Annotated in this window: 18 protein-coding genes and 1 tRNA gene; 7 read left to right on the top strand and 12 right to left on the bottom strand. The window is 55.6% G+C overall.

What is annotated here, in order from left to right:
* Positions 1–7 precede the first annotated feature (7 nt).
* Positions 8–787, top strand: coding sequence for an MlaE family ABC transporter permease (locus OHL16_RS02810; RefSeq protein ID WP_263365544.1), 780 nt, complete (start codon positions 8–10; stop codon positions 785–787).
* 7 nt (positions 788–794) lie between these two features.
* The gene (locus OHL16_RS02805) at positions 795–1,637 is read left to right on the top strand and encodes an ABC transporter ATP-binding protein (RefSeq protein ID WP_263365543.1); all 843 of its coding nucleotides are present in this window, start codon (positions 795–797) and stop codon (positions 1,635–1,637) included.
* Between the two features lie 10 nt (positions 1,638–1,647).
* Here OHL16_RS02805 and OHL16_RS02800 read toward each other — a convergent pair whose 3' ends face one another.
* Positions 1,648–2,286, bottom strand: a complete 639-nt coding sequence (locus OHL16_RS02800; RefSeq protein ID WP_263365542.1) for a flavin reductase family protein — start codon at positions 2,284–2,286, stop codon at positions 1,648–1,650.
* Between the two features lie 288 nt (positions 2,287–2,574).
* Between OHL16_RS02800 and OHL16_RS02795 the strand changes: the two genes are divergently transcribed.
* Positions 2,575–3,228: a hypothetical protein gene (locus OHL16_RS02795; protein WP_263365541.1), complete on the top strand. Its 654-nt coding sequence runs from the start codon at positions 2,575–2,577 to the stop codon at positions 3,226–3,228.
* A gap of 44 nt (positions 3,229–3,272) precedes the next feature.
* Here OHL16_RS02795 and OHL16_RS02790 read toward each other — a convergent pair whose 3' ends face one another.
* Positions 3,273–3,620: an FtsB family cell division protein gene (locus tag OHL16_RS02790; RefSeq protein WP_263365540.1), complete on the bottom strand. Its 348-nt coding sequence runs from the start codon at positions 3,618–3,620 to the stop codon at positions 3,273–3,275.
* Between the two features lie 227 nt (positions 3,621–3,847).
* Here OHL16_RS02790 and OHL16_RS02785 point away from each other — a divergent pair, with 227 nt between their 5' ends.
* The 4 genes from OHL16_RS02785 (at position 3,848) to OHL16_RS02770 (ending at position 6,062) form a co-directional block, all read left to right on the top strand.
* Positions 3,848–4,291, top strand: a complete 444-nt coding sequence (locus OHL16_RS02785; protein ID WP_263365539.1) for a hypothetical protein — start codon at positions 3,848–3,850, stop codon at positions 4,289–4,291.
* Positions 4,292–4,309: 18 nt separating this feature from the next.
* On the top strand, positions 4,310–4,906 hold the full coding sequence (locus OHL16_RS02780; RefSeq protein ID WP_263365538.1) for a biotin transporter BioY: 597 nt from the start codon (positions 4,310–4,312) through the stop codon (positions 4,904–4,906).
* Positions 4,907–4,998: 92 nt separating this feature from the next.
* Positions 4,999–5,853 carry a menaquinone biosynthesis family protein gene (locus tag OHL16_RS02775; RefSeq protein WP_263365537.1) on the top strand — a complete coding sequence of 285 codons (855 nt, stop codon included), beginning with the start codon at positions 4,999–5,001 and terminating at the stop codon, positions 5,851–5,853.
* A gap of 133 nt (positions 5,854–5,986) precedes the next feature.
* Positions 5,987–6,062: transfer RNA gene (locus tag OHL16_RS02770), tRNA-Lys, on the top strand.
* Between the two features lie 1,629 nt (positions 6,063–7,691).
* Here OHL16_RS02770 and OHL16_RS02765 read toward each other — a convergent pair.
* The 10 genes from OHL16_RS02765 to OHL16_RS02725 all read right to left on the bottom strand — a co-directional run bounded on the left by OHL16_RS02765 (position 7,692) and on the right by OHL16_RS02725 (position 15,463).
* Positions 7,692–8,192: a zinc-binding dehydrogenase gene (locus OHL16_RS02765; protein WP_263366222.1), complete on the bottom strand. Its 501-nt coding sequence runs from the start codon at positions 8,190–8,192 to the stop codon at positions 7,692–7,694.
* Between the two features lie 74 nt (positions 8,193–8,266).
* On the bottom strand, positions 8,267–8,614 hold the full coding sequence (locus OHL16_RS02760) for an alcohol dehydrogenase catalytic domain-containing protein (protein ID WP_263365536.1): 348 nt from the start codon (positions 8,612–8,614) through the stop codon (positions 8,267–8,269).
* Positions 8,615–8,660: 46 nt separating this feature from the next.
* On the bottom strand, positions 8,661–9,275 hold the full coding sequence (locus tag OHL16_RS02755) for an NADPH-dependent F420 reductase (RefSeq protein ID WP_263365535.1): 615 nt from the start codon (positions 9,273–9,275) through the stop codon (positions 8,661–8,663).
* A gap of 14 nt (positions 9,276–9,289) precedes the next feature.
* Positions 9,290–10,333, bottom strand: a complete 1,044-nt coding sequence (locus OHL16_RS02750; RefSeq protein ID WP_263365534.1) for a zinc-binding dehydrogenase — start codon at positions 10,331–10,333, stop codon at positions 9,290–9,292.
* 170 nt (positions 10,334–10,503) lie between these two features.
* Positions 10,504–11,037 (bottom strand): HD domain-containing protein, encoded by a 534-nt coding sequence (locus OHL16_RS02745; protein WP_263366221.1) that lies wholly within the window; start codon positions 11,035–11,037, stop codon positions 10,504–10,506.
* A gap of 350 nt (positions 11,038–11,387) precedes the next feature.
* Complete coding sequence (locus OHL16_RS02740) at positions 11,388–12,833, bottom strand: aldehyde dehydrogenase family protein (RefSeq protein WP_263365533.1); 1,446 nt, start codon at positions 12,831–12,833, stop codon at positions 11,388–11,390.
* A gap of 46 nt (positions 12,834–12,879) precedes the next feature.
* On the bottom strand, positions 12,880–13,917 hold the full coding sequence (locus OHL16_RS02735; protein ID WP_263365532.1) for an alcohol dehydrogenase catalytic domain-containing protein: 1,038 nt from the start codon (positions 13,915–13,917) through the stop codon (positions 12,880–12,882).
* Between the two features lie 32 nt (positions 13,918–13,949).
* Positions 13,950–14,021: a hypothetical protein gene (locus OHL16_RS20180; RefSeq protein ID WP_396127148.1), complete on the bottom strand. Its 72-nt coding sequence runs from the start codon at positions 14,019–14,021 to the stop codon at positions 13,950–13,952.
* Complete coding sequence (locus tag OHL16_RS02730) at positions 14,018–14,548, bottom strand: hypothetical protein (RefSeq protein WP_263365531.1); 531 nt, start codon at positions 14,546–14,548, stop codon at positions 14,018–14,020. The genes OHL16_RS20180 and OHL16_RS02730 overlap by 4 nt, the downstream gene beginning before the upstream one ends.
* A gap of 78 nt (positions 14,549–14,626) precedes the next feature.
* Positions 14,627–15,463, bottom strand: coding sequence for an alpha/beta fold hydrolase (locus OHL16_RS02725; RefSeq protein WP_263365530.1), 837 nt, complete (start codon positions 15,461–15,463; stop codon positions 14,627–14,629).
* Positions 15,464–15,794 lie beyond the last annotated feature (331 nt).

The raw sequence follows: 15,794 nt of genomic DNA, 5'->3' as shown, positions 1-15,794 counted from the left end.
GTTCGACATGCCCTTCGTCTCTCCAGAGGACTTCGCCAAACAGAAGGTCGCCGCCATACAGGAGTACTCCATCCTGTCGTGGAGAGCGATCGTCAACGTCTTTTCGGCTCCGCGCTACTGGGCGGACATCTACACCCAGATGGATTCGATCGGTGTGGGGTCGCTGCCAATCGTTCTGTTGACGGGCTTTTTTACTGGCGGCGTACTCGCGCTTCAATCAGCCACGGCGCTCAAGGCATTTGGCGCGGTGTCGATGACCGGCAACCTGGTCTCGCTCTCGATGGTGAAGGAGCTTGGGCCGGTGCTGACGGGATTGATGGTCTCCGGACGCAACGCGTCGGGCATGGCTTCGGAGCTCGGCTCGATGAAAGTGACGGAGCAGATCGATGCGATGCGCGCGCTGGGAACCGACCCCGTACGCAAGCTGGTCACGCCGCGGCTCTATGCCACCATCATCATGCTCTTCTTCCTGACGATTGTGGCCGATGCGGTGGGAACGGCCGGTGGAGCGATGGTGAGTGTCACCCTGCTGAACATGAACCCGTCTGCCTACTTTCACAGCTCCATACGGGCGCTGCAGTATGCGGACGTGGTTCAGGGATTGACAAAGCCATTCTTCTCTGGCTTCATCATCGCAACCGTGGGATGCTTCTTCGGCATGACAACAAAGGGCGGAACACAGGGCGTGGGCCGCTCCACGACACAGGCCGTCGTCGTCTCATCGGTCTTCATCATTGTCGTCGACTTCCTTGTGAGCCGCGCAATGATCGGCATCTTCGGCAGGTGACGCAGCTATGGCCGAAGAGCTTCTCACCAGCGGCGTCCCTCAACATGTCTTGCCTGCGCCTGGCGAGCCGGTGGTTGAGTTCAGGAACGTCTCCATCAAATTCGATCTCAAGCCCGTCCTAGAGAACATCTCCTTCAGCGTTCTACCCGGGGAGACACGCATCATCCTCGGGCCAGCCGGTGGCGGCAAATCTGTCCTGATGAAGTTGACCAATGGCCTGCTGTGCCCCGACTCGGGAAGCATCCACGTCTTTGGCGAAGAGGTCACTGCGATGTCCGAGAACGATCTTTTCAAACTGCGCGCTCACATCGGCATGGTCTTTCAGGAGTCGGCGCTCTTTGACTCGCTCTCGGTGGAAGAGAACGTAGCCTACCGGCTCCATGAGGAGCACGTGCCGGAGAATGAGGCCCACCAGCGTGTCGTAGAGGCACTGCGCTTCGTCGAGTTGGAACAGGTCATCTCGAAGTTCCCGCCGGAGCTCTCCGGCGGCATGCGGCGTCGCGTTTCCATTGCGCGTGCCATTGTCTCGAAACCGGACCTCATCCTTTACGACTCGCCCACCGGCGGGCTCGATCCCATCACGTCGACGACCATCATCGAGCTTGTGCTCAAACAGCGTGACGTCGCCCACACGACCTCTCTCCTCATCACGCACCGGTTGCAGGACGCCTTTGTGCTGGCCATGAACCACTTCGACATTGCAACAGGCAAAATGGAGCCCATCCCCAACGGTGGGCTCGACCCCAGCACGAAGTTTCTCGTCCTCAACGAAGGTCGTGTCGTCTTCGACGGCACCACGCTGGAGCTGGTCCACAGCACCGACCCGTGGCTGCGCGAATACCTCTCCTGAGCGCTTTATCCTAGCGCTTCCCCTTCTGCCACTCGTCATAGGAGATGCGGGGCATGGTCAAAAATGCGTCGCGCGTTCTGACGTACGATCCGAGGCCGTTCATCCTTCCAATGGCATGCAGCTCCTCGGCCCGGATGTAGGGTCCCGCGGGATCGATAAACTTGTCCTCGACATAGATCGATACAACGCGTCCGAGAATGATTCGCGATCTGCCAATCTCCATCGTCGTGAACTCGCGGCACTCAAGCGCGGCGTGGGCCTCCGCGATGCGCGGGACCTTGACGACATCCGAGGGCACCGTAGTGAAATTGGCCATCTCAATCTCGTTGGTCTCCGCCGGAAAATCAGTGGCGCAGATATTCATGCGCTGCGCGATGTCCTCGGTCACAACATTCACGACGAACTCACCAGTGCGGCGAATGTTGCGCGCCGTGTCCTTGGGGACAAAGGTGCTCGAAGGCCGGTTCGTTACGCCAATACCGACGACGGGAGGGTCTGTGCAGAGGTAGTTGTAGGCACTGAACGGCGCGGCATTCAGGTGGCCCTGCTCGTTCATGCTCGTCACCAGAGCAATCGGCCGCGGAGCGACCAGTCCTATCAGCAAGTTATACGTTTCCCGCTGTGAGGTGTGTTCAAGATCAAATTTCATAGAATCCTCAACTTCCAATTAGAAAGCCTACCGTAGCGACGGCAACTCTGTCCGATATTCGGGTTTAGACTGGTAATAGTGAAATTTTTCCCCGCAACCGCTCTACTGAGGGTTCTTTGCCCGTTTGTCTTTGTCGCATCGACCGCTCTCTACTCTCAAGGTCCGCGCGACTCGATGGCTGCGGGTCTGCCCGACGAACCAGCCCCTCAGGCCACCTCGGCAACCCCACAGGAAAGCTCCTCTCAGCCAGCCGCTCAGCCCCCTGCTCAGGACCCCCCAAAAGACGAGATGCAACTGAAGAAGGAGCGAGTGGCGCAGGCCCAGCTGGAACTCAAGTCAGAGGAACAGCAGTATCTTCTGGGCGTGGTTCCTACCTACAACGCAGTGAACAGTGGCCAGGCTCTCCCGCTTAACGCCAAGCAGAAGTTCGATCTCGCGATTACGGGCGCGATTACGCCCTACCAGTTTGGGCTGACTGGCATCGTCGCGGCCATCGGTCAGGCGCAGGACAGCTTTCCGGAGTATGGCCAGGGAGTAGAGGGCTACGCCAAGCGCTACGGCGCCGGCTACACTGACTACTTCGACGGAGCGATCATCGGTAACGCGCTCTTCCCCGTGCTGCTGCATCAGGACCCACGCTACTTCCGCAAAGGGACTGGCAGCTTCAATAAGAGGATCCTGTGGGCGGTGGGCAGTACCGTCATCTGCAAGGGCGATAACGGCAAGTGGCAGCCGAACATCTCTAATGTCCTTGGCAATATCGCGGCCGGAGGCATCTCCAACTTCTACTACCCGCAATCAGACCGTGGTGTGGGCCTGACCTTCGAACGTGGCCTGGTTGTCTCCGCTGAGGGAGCAATCGGCGCAGTGCTGCTGGAGTTTGCTCCAGACATTCAGAGGCACTTTATGCACTGGAAACGCCCGGATAAACTACTGAAATAACAAGCATTACCACCACAATGTGGGGTCCTTCGGGAGACTAAGCTCTAAGGCTTCTCCTGCCGGGCGCCACTGTTCGGAATGGGACTGGCTGGCAGGGTATAGATCACCTCACCCGGACGGGTGTAGTGCAGTTCTTCCCTTGCCTGATGCTCAATAGCGCTGGGATCGCTCTCCAGATGGTCCACGTGGCTCTTCAGCTGTTCGTTCTCCCGCTGCAGGCTCTTGAGCTCACCTGCGAGCGTACGGGCATCCTCGCGCTTCTGCTGGTACACCGTAAGGCCGTTCTGCCCGAAGACGACGTGATATCCAAGTCCGATGGCGAGTGCCGCGGCGGCTATCGTAGCAGCTCGCCTCCAGCCCCCTTGAGCGCACTCGTACAGGCGCACGATCACGGATCGCCTGCTCTGTGCACGTGTTTTAGCGGGGCTAGTCACGACTTTTCCAGTACAGAGTCCGGTCGATGCCTCAGTCAAGTGAAAAACCTTGAATTAGCAATTGGCGTACCAAGTTTGTATAACCGTGGAACCACGGACGCTGACCTTCACGGAATCGTGTGCAGCCTTAGCGGCAAATGAAAAGCGTGCAGGAAGGTTTGCGCCTTGGTATTCTGCTGGTACACATGCAAGTTCTCTTTGCGATCTCGATCGTCTGCTTTGTCGTTCTCGTGTGGGCGGCAGTCGCCATCGTCGACCATGTCCGCATGAGCCACCGGCGCAGCAGAACGGCATCGCAACCCCACCGCGACTTCTCCCATCACCTGATTGCAGCGGCTCAGCAGCGGGACATTCATCTGCCCCCGGCGGTCAGGCTCCAGAGCGTTCAGGAGATCGCTGCCCACAAGAGCTGGAATGTTCCCTCAACACTGGTTGAGATTCCGCCTGCCGCAGGGGTGAACCCGATGCTGGGCAAGCGCAAGTCGCCCCAGTCAGCGCACCACAGAGCAGAAGAACGGCTCGACTGGGCATACTTCAACAAGGACTACGGCGACCTGACCGATCCGTATTCTTCCCCGCGGATCCGCGTCAGCGCGGGCACGAAGCCAACCTCAATCAGACGCTCTTAGCGAAAGGACCTGCACCTTATGCAATCTGCTCTCCCCTCTCAATCCGCCTTTGCGCAAGTCGTGAGGTCCTTCGAGGAATCGCTCCCCGGCAAAGCTACGCTCGTGGTCGCGGCTTCCCTCTTCGTCGCGATCTGCGCGCATATTTCGCTGGTGCTCCCCTTTACTCCAGTTCCTATCACGCTGCAGACCTTCGCCGTGATCCTGATTGGGATGGTTTTGGGCCCCGTGGCCGGCTTCTCGGCACTGGCGCTCTATCTCGCCGAGGGAGCTGCCGGCCTCCCGGTCTTCAATCCACATGAGCCAGGCGGCATCATCCATCTGATCGGCCCTAATGCCGGCTTCCTCTTCTCCTACCCACTGGTTGCAGCCGTCGCCGGCTGGGTCACCCGCGGACTGAGCTCCGTTGAATCAAGATTTACCCGCGCAGTTGCCGCGGGAGTCGCCGCCAGTGTTGTGGTCTTCGCTTTCGGCGCAGGCTGGCTGGCACACTTCGCTCACCTGAGCGCACCCGCCGCCTGGCATCTGGCGATTGCTCCATTTCTTCCGGCCGAGGCAATCAAGATTACAGCCGCCGCAGGAATCTTCAGCTCACTCCAGCGATGGACGCGGGCCTAGTTCCATCTCGATTCACACCCCAGGCATCCCACAGGCCGGACTCTGTCCAGCGCAATGAACATCACGTTTCACCCTTCTGTAAGGAACCTCCCATGACTGTTGCCAATACCGCCGTTCGAGAGATCAGCATCGCTCACAGCCCTGACTCCGATGATGCCTTTATGTTCTATGGACTCGCGACGAACAAGGTTCGCGTCCCGGGTTATAAGTTCAACCACACACTGACGGACATCGAGACGCTGAACCAGAAAGCGATCAAGGAGGCGTTCTACGACGTCACAGCGATCTCGTTCCATGCTTATCCATACCTGCAGGACAACTACGCCCTGATGGCCTGCGGCGGAAGCGTCGGCGAGGGATATGGCCCGATGATTGTCTCCAGCCGCAAATTTACGCCGACCTCGGTGCGCAAGGTGCGTATCGCGGTTCCGGGCACTCTGACCACGGCCTACTTGGTACTCAAGATCTTCGCCCCAGAGGTCGAGACCGAGGTGGTGCCGTTCGACAAGATCATCCCTGCGGTCGCCGCGGGCGAGTATGAAGCGGGCCTCATCATCCACGAAGGACAGTTGACCTACGCGAACGATGGCCTGATCAAGGTACTCGATCTCGGCCAGTGGTGGCGGGACCAGACTTCGCTTCCCCTTCCACTGGGCGGCAATGCGATTCGCCGCTCGCTTGGGACCGACGCGATGATCACGACGACGAACGCTCTTCGCGACAGCATCCAGCACGCGCTCGACCACCGCGAAGAGGCTCTGGCGTACGCGATGCAGTTTGCGCGCGATCTCGATACGACGCTGGCCAATCGCTTCGTAGGGATGTACGTCAACGAGCGGACGCTCAACTACGGCGACGACGGCAAAGAGGGCATCCGCAAGCTGCTTGATATGGGCTATGAGCGCGGAATCATTCCGTATCGCGCCTCTGTGGAATTCGTCGGCTAAGAAGCAGTTTGCAGCGTCTTTCGGAGGCGCTGCAAACTGTGTTATCTTTAATAAGTCGGTCGATAGCAGTCAGGTTCCTTTGCGCCTACCTGGCTCTCGATGACTTCAGTCCTCTCCCCGAGGAAAACAGATTGGACGCGTAGCTCAACTGGCAGAGCATTCGACTCTTAATCGACAGGTTGAAGGTTCGATTCCTTCCGCGTCCACCATCTATCCCACTACAAATCAACAACTTCCATAACGAATGCCTCGTGCGGAAGGAAACGCTCATACGGAGGTTTACGGTCAATTTCGGGCACACTCTGGCACACTTTTGGCACACTGCTCCATACCCGCGAGCCCACGGTCCGAAGAACCCGAAGTTTGCCAGATGACAGTGGCGTGCGAGCGTCGCATGTACAGGGTTTACACGGTAAAAATGTGCCTCCATCGGAAGCGACGATTTGACCTCATCCCTTGAACTGACACTCGCTCAGGTTGGCGGCTTAGCGATTGAGAATCCGGGTACAGTCGCTCCTCTTACGCAAATTCGCGTCGATGACACCCCGCTCCTATCTGCTAGTTCCCTTTCCTCCCGGCTGTGTCCGACTGTCGCAGGAAGCTCTTTGATCCGAATCACTCCCATGTACACAAATGAGCCATTTGCACGGACAGTCCGTTCGCTGCCGTACCAATCCATGTGATTTCCAGATCCTACGACTATCTTGATGGTGCATATTGGTGCAGGAGAGACTCACTAGAGGATGGGGCCATGATCAACGAATACCTACGCAGTGTTTTCCAGGCACTTGAAAATCTGAAACAACGGCAGTCGTTCTATGTGTCGCATGCGATTGCGTACCATGAAGAGTGCTTTGTGTCTTACTCGCCTAGGAGATCGTCACCTGAGAGTTCTTGTTGAGGAACTCGATCTAGACCCCGTCAAAGCTGCCGAGATGGTGATCACTCAATGGACATCCATGAACCCGACGAAGTCGAGATGGCGATTCAGGAATAAGCCAACCGCAGACACTGTCCGGGGTTCCACTCTTTCGGGCCGGCGCCTAATCCAGCCCAGGATATCTGGTCATCTGCACATGTGATGGCATAACTTTACTGGTTCCCTTTCCTCCTGCCTAGTGCAATACCATCACAGGAAACTCCATCATCCAAATAACTCGCCTATAGCCGCCAGCTGACACTCGAACTCCGCTGCGATCAGGCTCGCGTCTGTTTCGCCATTTGGAACTCGTGCTTTCTTTTTCATTTTCTCCTGCTCGCTTCGTCAATCGCAGACTAGAATTCATTCGTTGTCGTAGCACGCCGATTCTCTCTGGGTGCCTATCAATAGTCTGAGTTAGTGAACAGCGACCGACACCAGCCCTGAAAAGGCCGGCGTCGGCGGTTCGATCCCATCTCTGGCCACCATTTAGAATCAACGACTTAGAGGAGAGTGCCGAGGTAATTCCCCGAGTTTGCTTTTTTACTCCTTCCCGTTAAGTGATTGAAAATACTGAATTAACGATGTTCCCGTATTGTTCCCGTAGCACAAAACCTACTTTCAAAAATTCCCGGTGAGTGAGTCGATCCATCGTGCAGTTTGTCATGCGGGTTAGGGGAAGCGATCGAGGTCGCTCGATGAGCGCATTGCCGGAGATAAGCGGCCAATGCGTTTTGACTCGTGGAATTGTGAATCGCTCGATCCAGCGCGGGTCCAGAAATTTGGCCCTCATGAACACACACTCAGAATGGGCACCGATTGGCCGCTTATGGCGATTTATCATTCATCGAGTTTGGAGTCCTTTGTTGCCACGTCTGTTGGAGAAGCCCCATTTTCCAATTACGAATTCTGGCAGATCCTACTTTGTGTAATTGAAATCCAATAGAACCTTGCCACCACGTTGGTAGTGCTCGATTGCTTCTTTGATTTGGGACGGTCTGCATGTCGTGGTGATTGGCAGACTTAATTTGCCGAAAGCGACTACTTTAGTTGCCTCAGTCAGTGCCGCTCGTATTTTGGGGAGACACTCTTCGTAATACATCCAGAAGCCGTGGATGTTTAGCCTCTTGCCAATGAGATCGCCTTGCGGTAGATGAATCGGCAAACCGCTCAGCCACGCATAGCTGACAAGATGGGCTCCCGGAGAGAGCACGCTTGCGATTGTCGCTGCCGCTGGACCACCTACGGCATCAAGGCCCAGAGATATCGGCATTCCGCCGGTCGCGGTCTGGACTTGCTTTGAGAGTTCCGGCGCGTCGACGCCAACGAAATCAGCACCCAGCTTTTCAACATCTAGGATAAGCTCGGGCCGTCTCACAATACCTACAACATTGAGATCGCGCGATTTTGCAATCGCAATCAGGCATCGCGCGACCTGGGAATTGGCTGCGTTTAAGACGATCCAGTCTTTAGGCTTTAGCTTTACAAATTCGTCTAAAAAAGAACCGCCGTCGTAGGGTTGATATTCAACATCGAGGCTGTTCTGGCATCGACCGAAGGAGGAACAAAGAAATGACCTTGGGCCGGAGCAAGGACTTTTTCAGACCAAGTGAAAGTTCCAAACGGGATCGTAACCCGATCGCCTACCTTGACGCGGGTGACTCCCGGCCCGATCCCCTCGACAATTCCCGCACCTTCACCTCCAACGACAGAAGGAAGCTTCGGACTTAGCAGGTACACTCCGTTCGCTAAAAGGAGGTCGCTGTAGTCGATCGGCGCATACTCCATGCGCACAAGAGCCTCGCTCGCAGATGGCGTGTTTGGTTCCGAAACCTCGACCATTTTTAAGTTCTGAGTTGGATTACCTAGGCCGTGAGATGAATGGCTTTCATTTATGACGTTCTCCTTGCTCCAACAAATTTCGCCCTGCGAGAGGGCCGCCTGCTTGCTGAATCAGCCCTCCATCGCGAAGGCTTCCAAGATCAATCACTGAATAGCCAAAACTTTCGAGTAAGGTTTGAACTCGCTTCTTCGCGCCGTCATTGTCTGCCGAAATAAATGCAACCCGTCGCGCCCCGTTGACGACCGGCTCGGCCTCCAAGTTAGGAACGGTCATGTTGTTCAGAGCCTTAACCACTCGCGCTCCAGGGGCAAGCGCCGCAATGAGCTGGCTGGTGGACAGGTTTCCGACATTGGCCGGAGTGAAATCTCCGGCCTCACCGTGAAAAGGATTGGTCCCGTCGATCAGAATCTGATTTGTCCACTCGGGAAGGCTTGCAAGGGTTTCGGGCACCTTGTCCCAGGGAACGGCGAGAAGTACCATTTCGCAATCCGCAGCCTCTTCCTTGGTGGCAGCTATTGCACCTGGACCAAGTTGATTGACAATTTCCCGAAGGCTGTCGGGGCCGCGGCTGTTGCTGAGCTTCACCTTATGGCCTGCCTTCAATGCATGTTTTGCGAACGCTTGTGCGAAAGCTCCCGCTCCAATGGTTCCGATTTCCATATATGCGATCCTTCCTAGGCTGGGCTTTTCAATAAAACAACCCCGGTTTTTCCCGGACTAGAGACGTGCTGAATTGCTTTTTGAAAATCGCCAAACTCATACTCATGCGCGACCTCGAAGAGCTCTGGGTGATGTGTTGCTAGACTCAGAGCGAGTTCGAAATCTTTCTGCTTTTCAGCGTCAGTCAGACGAAACCAACTCAAAATCGAGACGCTCTTAAGCGCGACATTATTTGGAACGAGCGAATAAATGTTCGTGCCCATGTTGCTATCCAATGAACCGAAGTTGATGATGGTTCCACCATCATCAACAACCTCCGCAAGATCGTCGATCGCTTTTCCGCCGATGGCATCGAAAGCCACTTCGAGCTTGCGTCCTCCCAGGGCGTCGCGAACCTGTTCTTTCCAATTGCTATCGCTCGTTGAATAAACCGGCGGGCCAGGAAGAGCCGATTGAAGCCTTTCAGCAGACTGATTCGATCTCACCAAACGGATGGGGCGGACACCGCGATCTAAAGCAACTTGAGTCAGCAAACGTCCAACGCCGGATGAAGCCGCATTCTGAAGAATGTAAACGGGAAGCGTAATCGGAGCTTTAAGTGAATTGTGACCAGCTTTGAGGAGTACGGATGCGGTGATCGTATTGATCAGCATCTGCGCCGCAATCTGATCGGGAATCTCGTTCGGAACTGGCAGGAGGGAGTTATATCGAACGACCACATATTCTCCCCAACTACCCTTTGCTGGAAAGAACGCGACACGCTGGCCTTCGCTGAACCGCTTCGCCGCCTCAGGGTTTGTTCCGAGCCGGACGATCGTCCCGACGCCCTCAAACCCGGGTACTCTTAGAGTTCCTTCCGGAATGGGCACGACCGGTCCTCCTTGAGGAAGAGCGGAAAGAATCTGGATATCACCGGGATGGATCGGTCGAGCGATGACCTTCACGAGGACATCATCAGCTCCGACCTCTTCACTCTTGAACTGACGTTCCGCTATCCTTAATACTTTCTCCGGAGCACCATACTCGCTCTGAACGATTGCCCTGAATTCAATTTGCATTGACAACCTCACTCAGGATCAAAGTCGCTGAACTCTTCCTAGACCTTGAGAAATCACGCTTTGAAATTTACCTTGAATTACCTTAAACGAAGCTCGACGAGAATGACGCAGCTCCAAGGGCTGTCCGGCACCCATCGGGTTCACACGGCCAGAGAGGAATACCACCCCCTTCAATCCTCAAACGGAGCATTTGCGATCAGATCAGGGCCGGTCATTGCCACGTGGTAACCTTCGACAAACTTCAGCCCAAAATCACGCAGACCGTTGTCATAAGTCGTTTGCGGCTTTTCGCGCGCAACCTTCGCGAAACAGGCCGTGATGCCTTTCTTCATTTCCAGACGCGGGAATTCGCTCAAGATCGCTTTCATCTGGCTGGGTGGAATTCGATCGAAGGCATATCCCACGACATCGACATTCACCCCTTCGAAGATGACCGAGACCTCCGGTTCCTTATACGGCGCTATCGACGCATGGGTGTGCAGAGCAATCGCGTCCCAAACGAGTTGGACCTGGTGCGGGGCAACGCCACGAGCCTGAAGGAACGATCGTGCCGCGTTTGCTCCATCCACTTCGAACCTGGCCTCAGCTGCATACTTCTCGGTGAGGCCTAGATCGTGCAGGAGCGCCGCCGCGGCGACGAGCTCCAGGTCTGGTGCTGTCTTCATCTGCTCTCCAAGAACCACTGCGAACAGCCAGGACCTCATGACATGGTTGTAGAGAAATGGCTCATGGATGGATCGGGCGAATTCCACCGCATCGCGAACCAGTTGTGTGTCGACGACTTCTATACCTGCATATTTCACGGACGTTCTCCCTCGGCAGTGCTGAGTCCTACGTAGACGGGTCAAGGTTCCTCCCACGAGGGACGGCCCCGATCCTCTAGAAACTCACGGCTTTATCTACCAAGCAGCATTCATTGCTCCCTCGTCAGGCTTGCACGCGACGCCGCCCAAGCTTTACAGTCTCAATCGCTTTTTGGTTATCGGGGCATGATCGTTCTCCTGGAGACGTCGCTCAGGACCAGATCGATGCATCCCGGCAGCGTCTCGATAGCCTAATAGTCGAACCATTGATTGAGTGCTTGCACCTTTTCTTTCGTGTAAGGCGGAAACAAGTGATCAATAGCCACGTCCGGTGGAGATATCAGGATCGACTTGGCGTGCGTCAGAGAATCGTAGCCGTACTTCCCGTAGTAATTCCCGATGCCGGATGTTCCCACTCCTCCGTACGGCATGGACTCAATGAACAAGAAAACATTGGTCTGATTAACTGCGCCTCCGCCGAAGGAAAGGGATTGCAACACGCGGTCGATCGCCTTTTGGTTTCGGCTGAACACGTAGCCGGCGAGTGGTTTTGGCATCGACTTGATTTTTGTGAGTAGAGCGCCAAGGTTGGAGTAAGTAAGGATGGGCAAAAGCGGCCCGAATATTTCGTCTTCCATGATTTTGTCGAACCACGAAATGGGGTACAGAATGGTCGGGTCGAGGTAGCGTGCTGGGGCGTCAAACTTGCCACCATAGACCACCTTGCTCGGATCGATCAGCGACGCAAGCCTGTTGACAGCAGAAGGGCTTATGACACGCGAGTAATCTGAATTACTCTTTGGGTCTGCGCCGTAAAGTTCGACGACAGCTTTTTTGCACTCCGCGACAAACTCTTCTGCCACGGACTCATGAACGACAGCGTAGCCAGGAGAGGTACACCACTGTCCTCCCCATGTCATCGCACCCCAGACAATTTTCTTGGCGGCATCCGGAATGTTCGCCGTCTCATCAACAATGGCGGGGTTCTGTCCTCCCAATTCCAGCAATACTGGAGTGATGTGTTCAGCAGCCGCTCGCATCACTACCTTGCCCACACCTACCCTTCCCGTAAGGAATATGAAATCAAATGGAAGCTTTAGGAGATTCGTCACTATCTCGCGGCCACCGACCACAGCGCTCAGGGCTTCCGGCTCGAAGTACTTGGGAATCAATTCCAGCAGCAACTCGTCCGTTGCCAGCAGCGCTTCGGAGAGTTTCAAGATGCAGGGGTTGCCGGCCGATAATGCGCCAACCGCAGGACGCAACGACAACAGAAGCGGTCCATTAAATGGACAGATGATCAGCGTAACCCCGTAAGGCTCGCGGTACACCATACCCTTATGCCCGGATGCAGCGAGGAACTTTGGAAGGGGAGCTTCGACAGGCCTCATCCATTCTTTGAGCTGGGACTTTGCGAATTCGCTGGTTGCGATCGGGGCCGAGACCTCGAAGACGTTCTCCTGGGATGCCGTCTTGAAGTCCTTGCACGAGGCGTCGGCAAAACGCTTATAGTTCTCCTTGAGCATGTGGACAAGACGATCGAGCTGATCGGCTCTCCACTCATAAGTCTTCGTCACATCTGTGCTAAAGCATGCCTTCTGTTTCCCAAACAATTCTTCAACGGAATCCCATTGAGAGGTGGACTGAATGGAGTCTGTTTGAAATTCACTCATCTTGGGGTTTGATAACGTAGTCATCTTCCTCTCCTTCTTGCTCTGCTTCTGTTAGTCCGATCTACCCATTTCAGCGCGCACTCTGACCGGCACCGTTCTTTGTAACCAGCACCATGCGAAAGCGCGCCTTCCCGTCCATCATCTTGGCGTATGCGGATGCCGCCTGGTTGAGTGGCACGGTCTCGATCATGGCGGAGACACCGCTCAGGGCGCTGAAGCGCAGGGTGACGTCACCGGTCGCTGGCGTTCCCGTCAGGGCACCTTCGACCTTGCGGCTTGCGAAAATCAGATCCATGCCCGTGACCTCGATCGGCTCCGGCCCGACGCCGAGGGCGATCGAGACGCCGCCCGGACGCAGTCCCTTAAACGTCGCGGCAATTGTCTTGCCTCCGGAGGCGGTTATCAGAATGACCTTCGCACCGCCGAGCGCTTGCAGAGCTGCGGCGGGGTCCGTAGCAGTGCTGTCGATATAGTGGTGGGCGCCGAGCTTCTTGGCTAATTCCGCTGTGTTGGTGCCACGAGCAATCGCCGCGACCTCGAATCCCATATGCCGGGCATATTGGACGGCCAGATGGCCAAGCCCGCCGATACCGAGCACAGCGACAAGATCGCCAGCCTTTGCCGGTGCGTTTCGCAGAGCACTGAAGGTCGTGATTCCCGCGCACAGCAGCGGCGCCGCATCGGCAGAGGATAGGTCTTCAGCAATCGATACGAGTCCGCTCGCCTTTGCGATCATCACTTCGGCGTATCCGCCATCATGATGAATGCCGGTAAATTCCTGGTTCTGGCAGTTCACGAGATCGCCATTGCGACAGAATTCGCAATAGCCACAAGAACCACCGAGAAACCCGACCCCCACGCGCTGACCGAGCGCCCAGCCCTGGACGACGGGACCAAGAGCGTCGATCCGTCCGACGACTTCATGCCCCGGAACGCGCGGCCAATCGATTGGAAAGAGCCCTTCCACAGTGGCCGCATCCGAATGGCACACCCCACAGGCCTCGACGCGAATGCGTACCTGATTGGGACCTGGATCCAGAAGTGGCTTTTTTACTTCCGAGAACTTTCCTGGTCCCGAGAGTTCGATTGCCTTGTATGTTTCGTTCATATCTCCTCCTCTTGACTCGATGAAGTGCGACTCTAGGCTGCGAATTGCCTCAAGTGATAATCGATGTGGATCTGTAGGAGCTTGCCCCACTCCTTGACTGTCATCGGGCCGAACATGGGGTGCGGCCCAATCTGCGGCCGACCTTGCATGCCAACCTGCATCCAGGATTTTCAGCAGTTGCTGTTTTCGAAATCAAAGTCAAACCGCGCGGGTGTGGAATCTTGAAACCCTTAGGCAGCCGCAGCCCCACAGGTTGCTCCGGAAACCAATCAACCAGAATCCATCGAAACAATGTTCGTGATACGAGATAGCTCTCATCCGGAAGCTTGTAGAACCCCAACGCACCGCATGCCAAATTGAGATGGTGCAACATCTGCGAGACGTTCATCGTCCCCCACTGTCGCGGGTTCGCAGGAGTGATCTGGAGAATTCTGTTCTGGAACTCGTCGTATTTTGTGTCTGAGACGAAGGCCATCCCGTCTACTTGCTTTACACGGAACCAGCGCGGAATGTACTTCAACATCGCAAGACCAGATATCCAAAAGTTGCTCGTGAACAACTCTCGCGCCAGATTTGTCCGTTTGGTTTCAGTGAACCGTATTGGGACCGTTCCATTCGTGTAATTGCCCATGATCGTTTCTCCACTTTTGAAGGCCAGGCTCTTGCGCACTCAACGACCGCAAGAGAACAGATCCGGCCAAGGAGAATCTCAGTTACTCAAAAACAGCTTCACGTGCTCAAGGAACACTCTTGCGTGTTGATACTGCGCTCCGTGGCTCGAATCGGGGTACACGATGAGCTGAGCGTTAGGCAGGTGCTCAGCAAGGATGAACGCATTTATCGGCTGAACCACAATGTCTTTGTTGCCGTGAACTATGAGCGTTGTGTGTGTGATGTTTTTCAACGTGGCGTAACGCCCATTTGCGGGTATCGTTCCCCATTCTCTAATCGCGGCGAGCTGTGCCTCGGCAGAACTCCTCGACACCGGAAGATCTCGATCCTGCTTGCGGGACTCGAGTCTCTTCATGTATTCTCTCCCAGCCGCCTGGCTGGCCTGCGAAGGAGAAAAGAATGCTCCCAATAGAAACGCAACCGGATCTGCTTGTTCCTCAGCTGAGAGTTCGGCGAAGGTCATGCCTTCTCCGCCGCGCGGTCCTGTGCCCAACAAAATCAGCCGCTGGATGAGGTCAGGATGGTCAAGGGCCAGCTTCTGCGCGATCATCCCGCCCAGGGAGAAACCCACGACATGCATCGCTTTCAAGCCGAGCGCACGACAGAAAGCAACACATTGCTCGGTCATCCCCTCAACTGTGTGAGGCGTTTCTCCACCCGAAGATCCAACGCCTGCATTGTCTACCAGAATGACTTCATGATCCGCTGCGAGGCTGTTTGTGACTGAAGGATCCCAGCCGTCCATGTTGGAATTGAAGTACCCGAGACACAGCAACGGAACCGTTCCCACCTTGCCGAATCGACGGTAGGCATAACGAGTTCCATTGGCCTGAACAAATTGTGTTGGTACCGTTTCGTGTGTGTAATTGCTCATGGCGCGTCTCTCCTTTCAAGGAGTTCTCAATCCTCTCTCGCAATCCACTCTCTGATGTAAGGCGAACAGTGGAGCAGCGCGAAGCCGCCTCTGCGGCAGCTTCCGAGAAAACGAACAGCTTCTGCATCGACTAATGTGAGTTCCTCCAGATCCAGAACGATCCTAGGGGTGCTCTCCTGGATCACTGCCTGTAACGCCGGCACATGCTCCGCCTGCATCCGACCTATCAACCGAATGGTCGTCGTGTGCCCGTCGGAATGCCTCTCGATGTTCAGCATCATTTCTTGAGAAATTGGGCGATCGTTTGAGTAACTGCAATTGCAGCGCCACT

It is taken from the genome of Edaphobacter bradus (assembly GCF_025685645.1).
GTDB classification, from domain to species: Bacteria; Acidobacteriota; Terriglobia; order Terriglobales; family Acidobacteriaceae; genus Edaphobacter; species Edaphobacter bradus.
Note: the sequence above shows the minus strand (reverse complement) of the source record. Positions and strands in the feature narration are given on the sequence as shown.

Coding starts and splice junctions, on each gene's coding strand:
- OHL16_RS02810 (WP_263365544.1), top strand. CDS start 8: ATGCCCTTCGTCTCTCCAGAGGACTTCGCCAAACAGAAGGTCGCCGCC.
- OHL16_RS02805 (WP_263365543.1), top strand. CDS start 795: ATGGCCGAAGAGCTTCTCACCAGCGGCGTCCCTCAACATGTCTTGCCT.
- OHL16_RS02800 (WP_263365542.1), bottom strand. CDS start 2,286: ATGAAATTTGATCTTGAACACACCTCACAGCGGGAAACGTATAACTTG.
- OHL16_RS02795 (WP_263365541.1), top strand. CDS start 2,575: ATGCAACTGAAGAAGGAGCGAGTGGCGCAGGCCCAGCTGGAACTCAAG.
- OHL16_RS02785 (WP_263365539.1), top strand. CDS start 3,848: ATGCAAGTTCTCTTTGCGATCTCGATCGTCTGCTTTGTCGTTCTCGTG.
- OHL16_RS02780 (WP_263365538.1), top strand. CDS start 4,310: ATGCAATCTGCTCTCCCCTCTCAATCCGCCTTTGCGCAAGTCGTGAGG.
- OHL16_RS02775 (WP_263365537.1), top strand. CDS start 4,999: ATGACTGTTGCCAATACCGCCGTTCGAGAGATCAGCATCGCTCACAGC.
- OHL16_RS02760 (WP_263365536.1), bottom strand. CDS start 8,614: ATGGTCGAGGTTTCGGAACCAAACACGCCATCTGCGAGCGAGGCTCTT.
- OHL16_RS02755 (WP_263365535.1), bottom strand. CDS start 9,275: ATGGAAATCGGAACCATTGGAGCGGGAGCTTTCGCACAAGCGTTCGCA.
- OHL16_RS02750 (WP_263365534.1), bottom strand. CDS start 10,333: ATGCAAATTGAATTCAGGGCAATCGTTCAGAGCGAGTATGGTGCTCCG.
- OHL16_RS02745 (WP_263366221.1), bottom strand. CDS start 11,037: ATGAGGTCCTGGCTGTTCGCAGTGGTTCTTGGAGAGCAGATGAAGACA.
- OHL16_RS02740 (WP_263365533.1), bottom strand. CDS start 12,833: ATGACTACGTTATCAAACCCCAAGATGAGTGAATTTCAAACAGACTCC.
- OHL16_RS02735 (WP_263365532.1), bottom strand. CDS start 13,917: ATGAACGAAACATACAAGGCAATCGAACTCTCGGGACCAGGAAAGTTC.
- OHL16_RS02730 (WP_263365531.1), bottom strand. CDS start 14,548: ATGGGCAATTACACGAATGGAACGGTCCCAATACGGTTCACTGAAACC.
- OHL16_RS02725 (WP_263365530.1), bottom strand. CDS start 15,463: ATGAGCAATTACACACACGAAACGGTACCAACACAATTTGTTCAGGCC.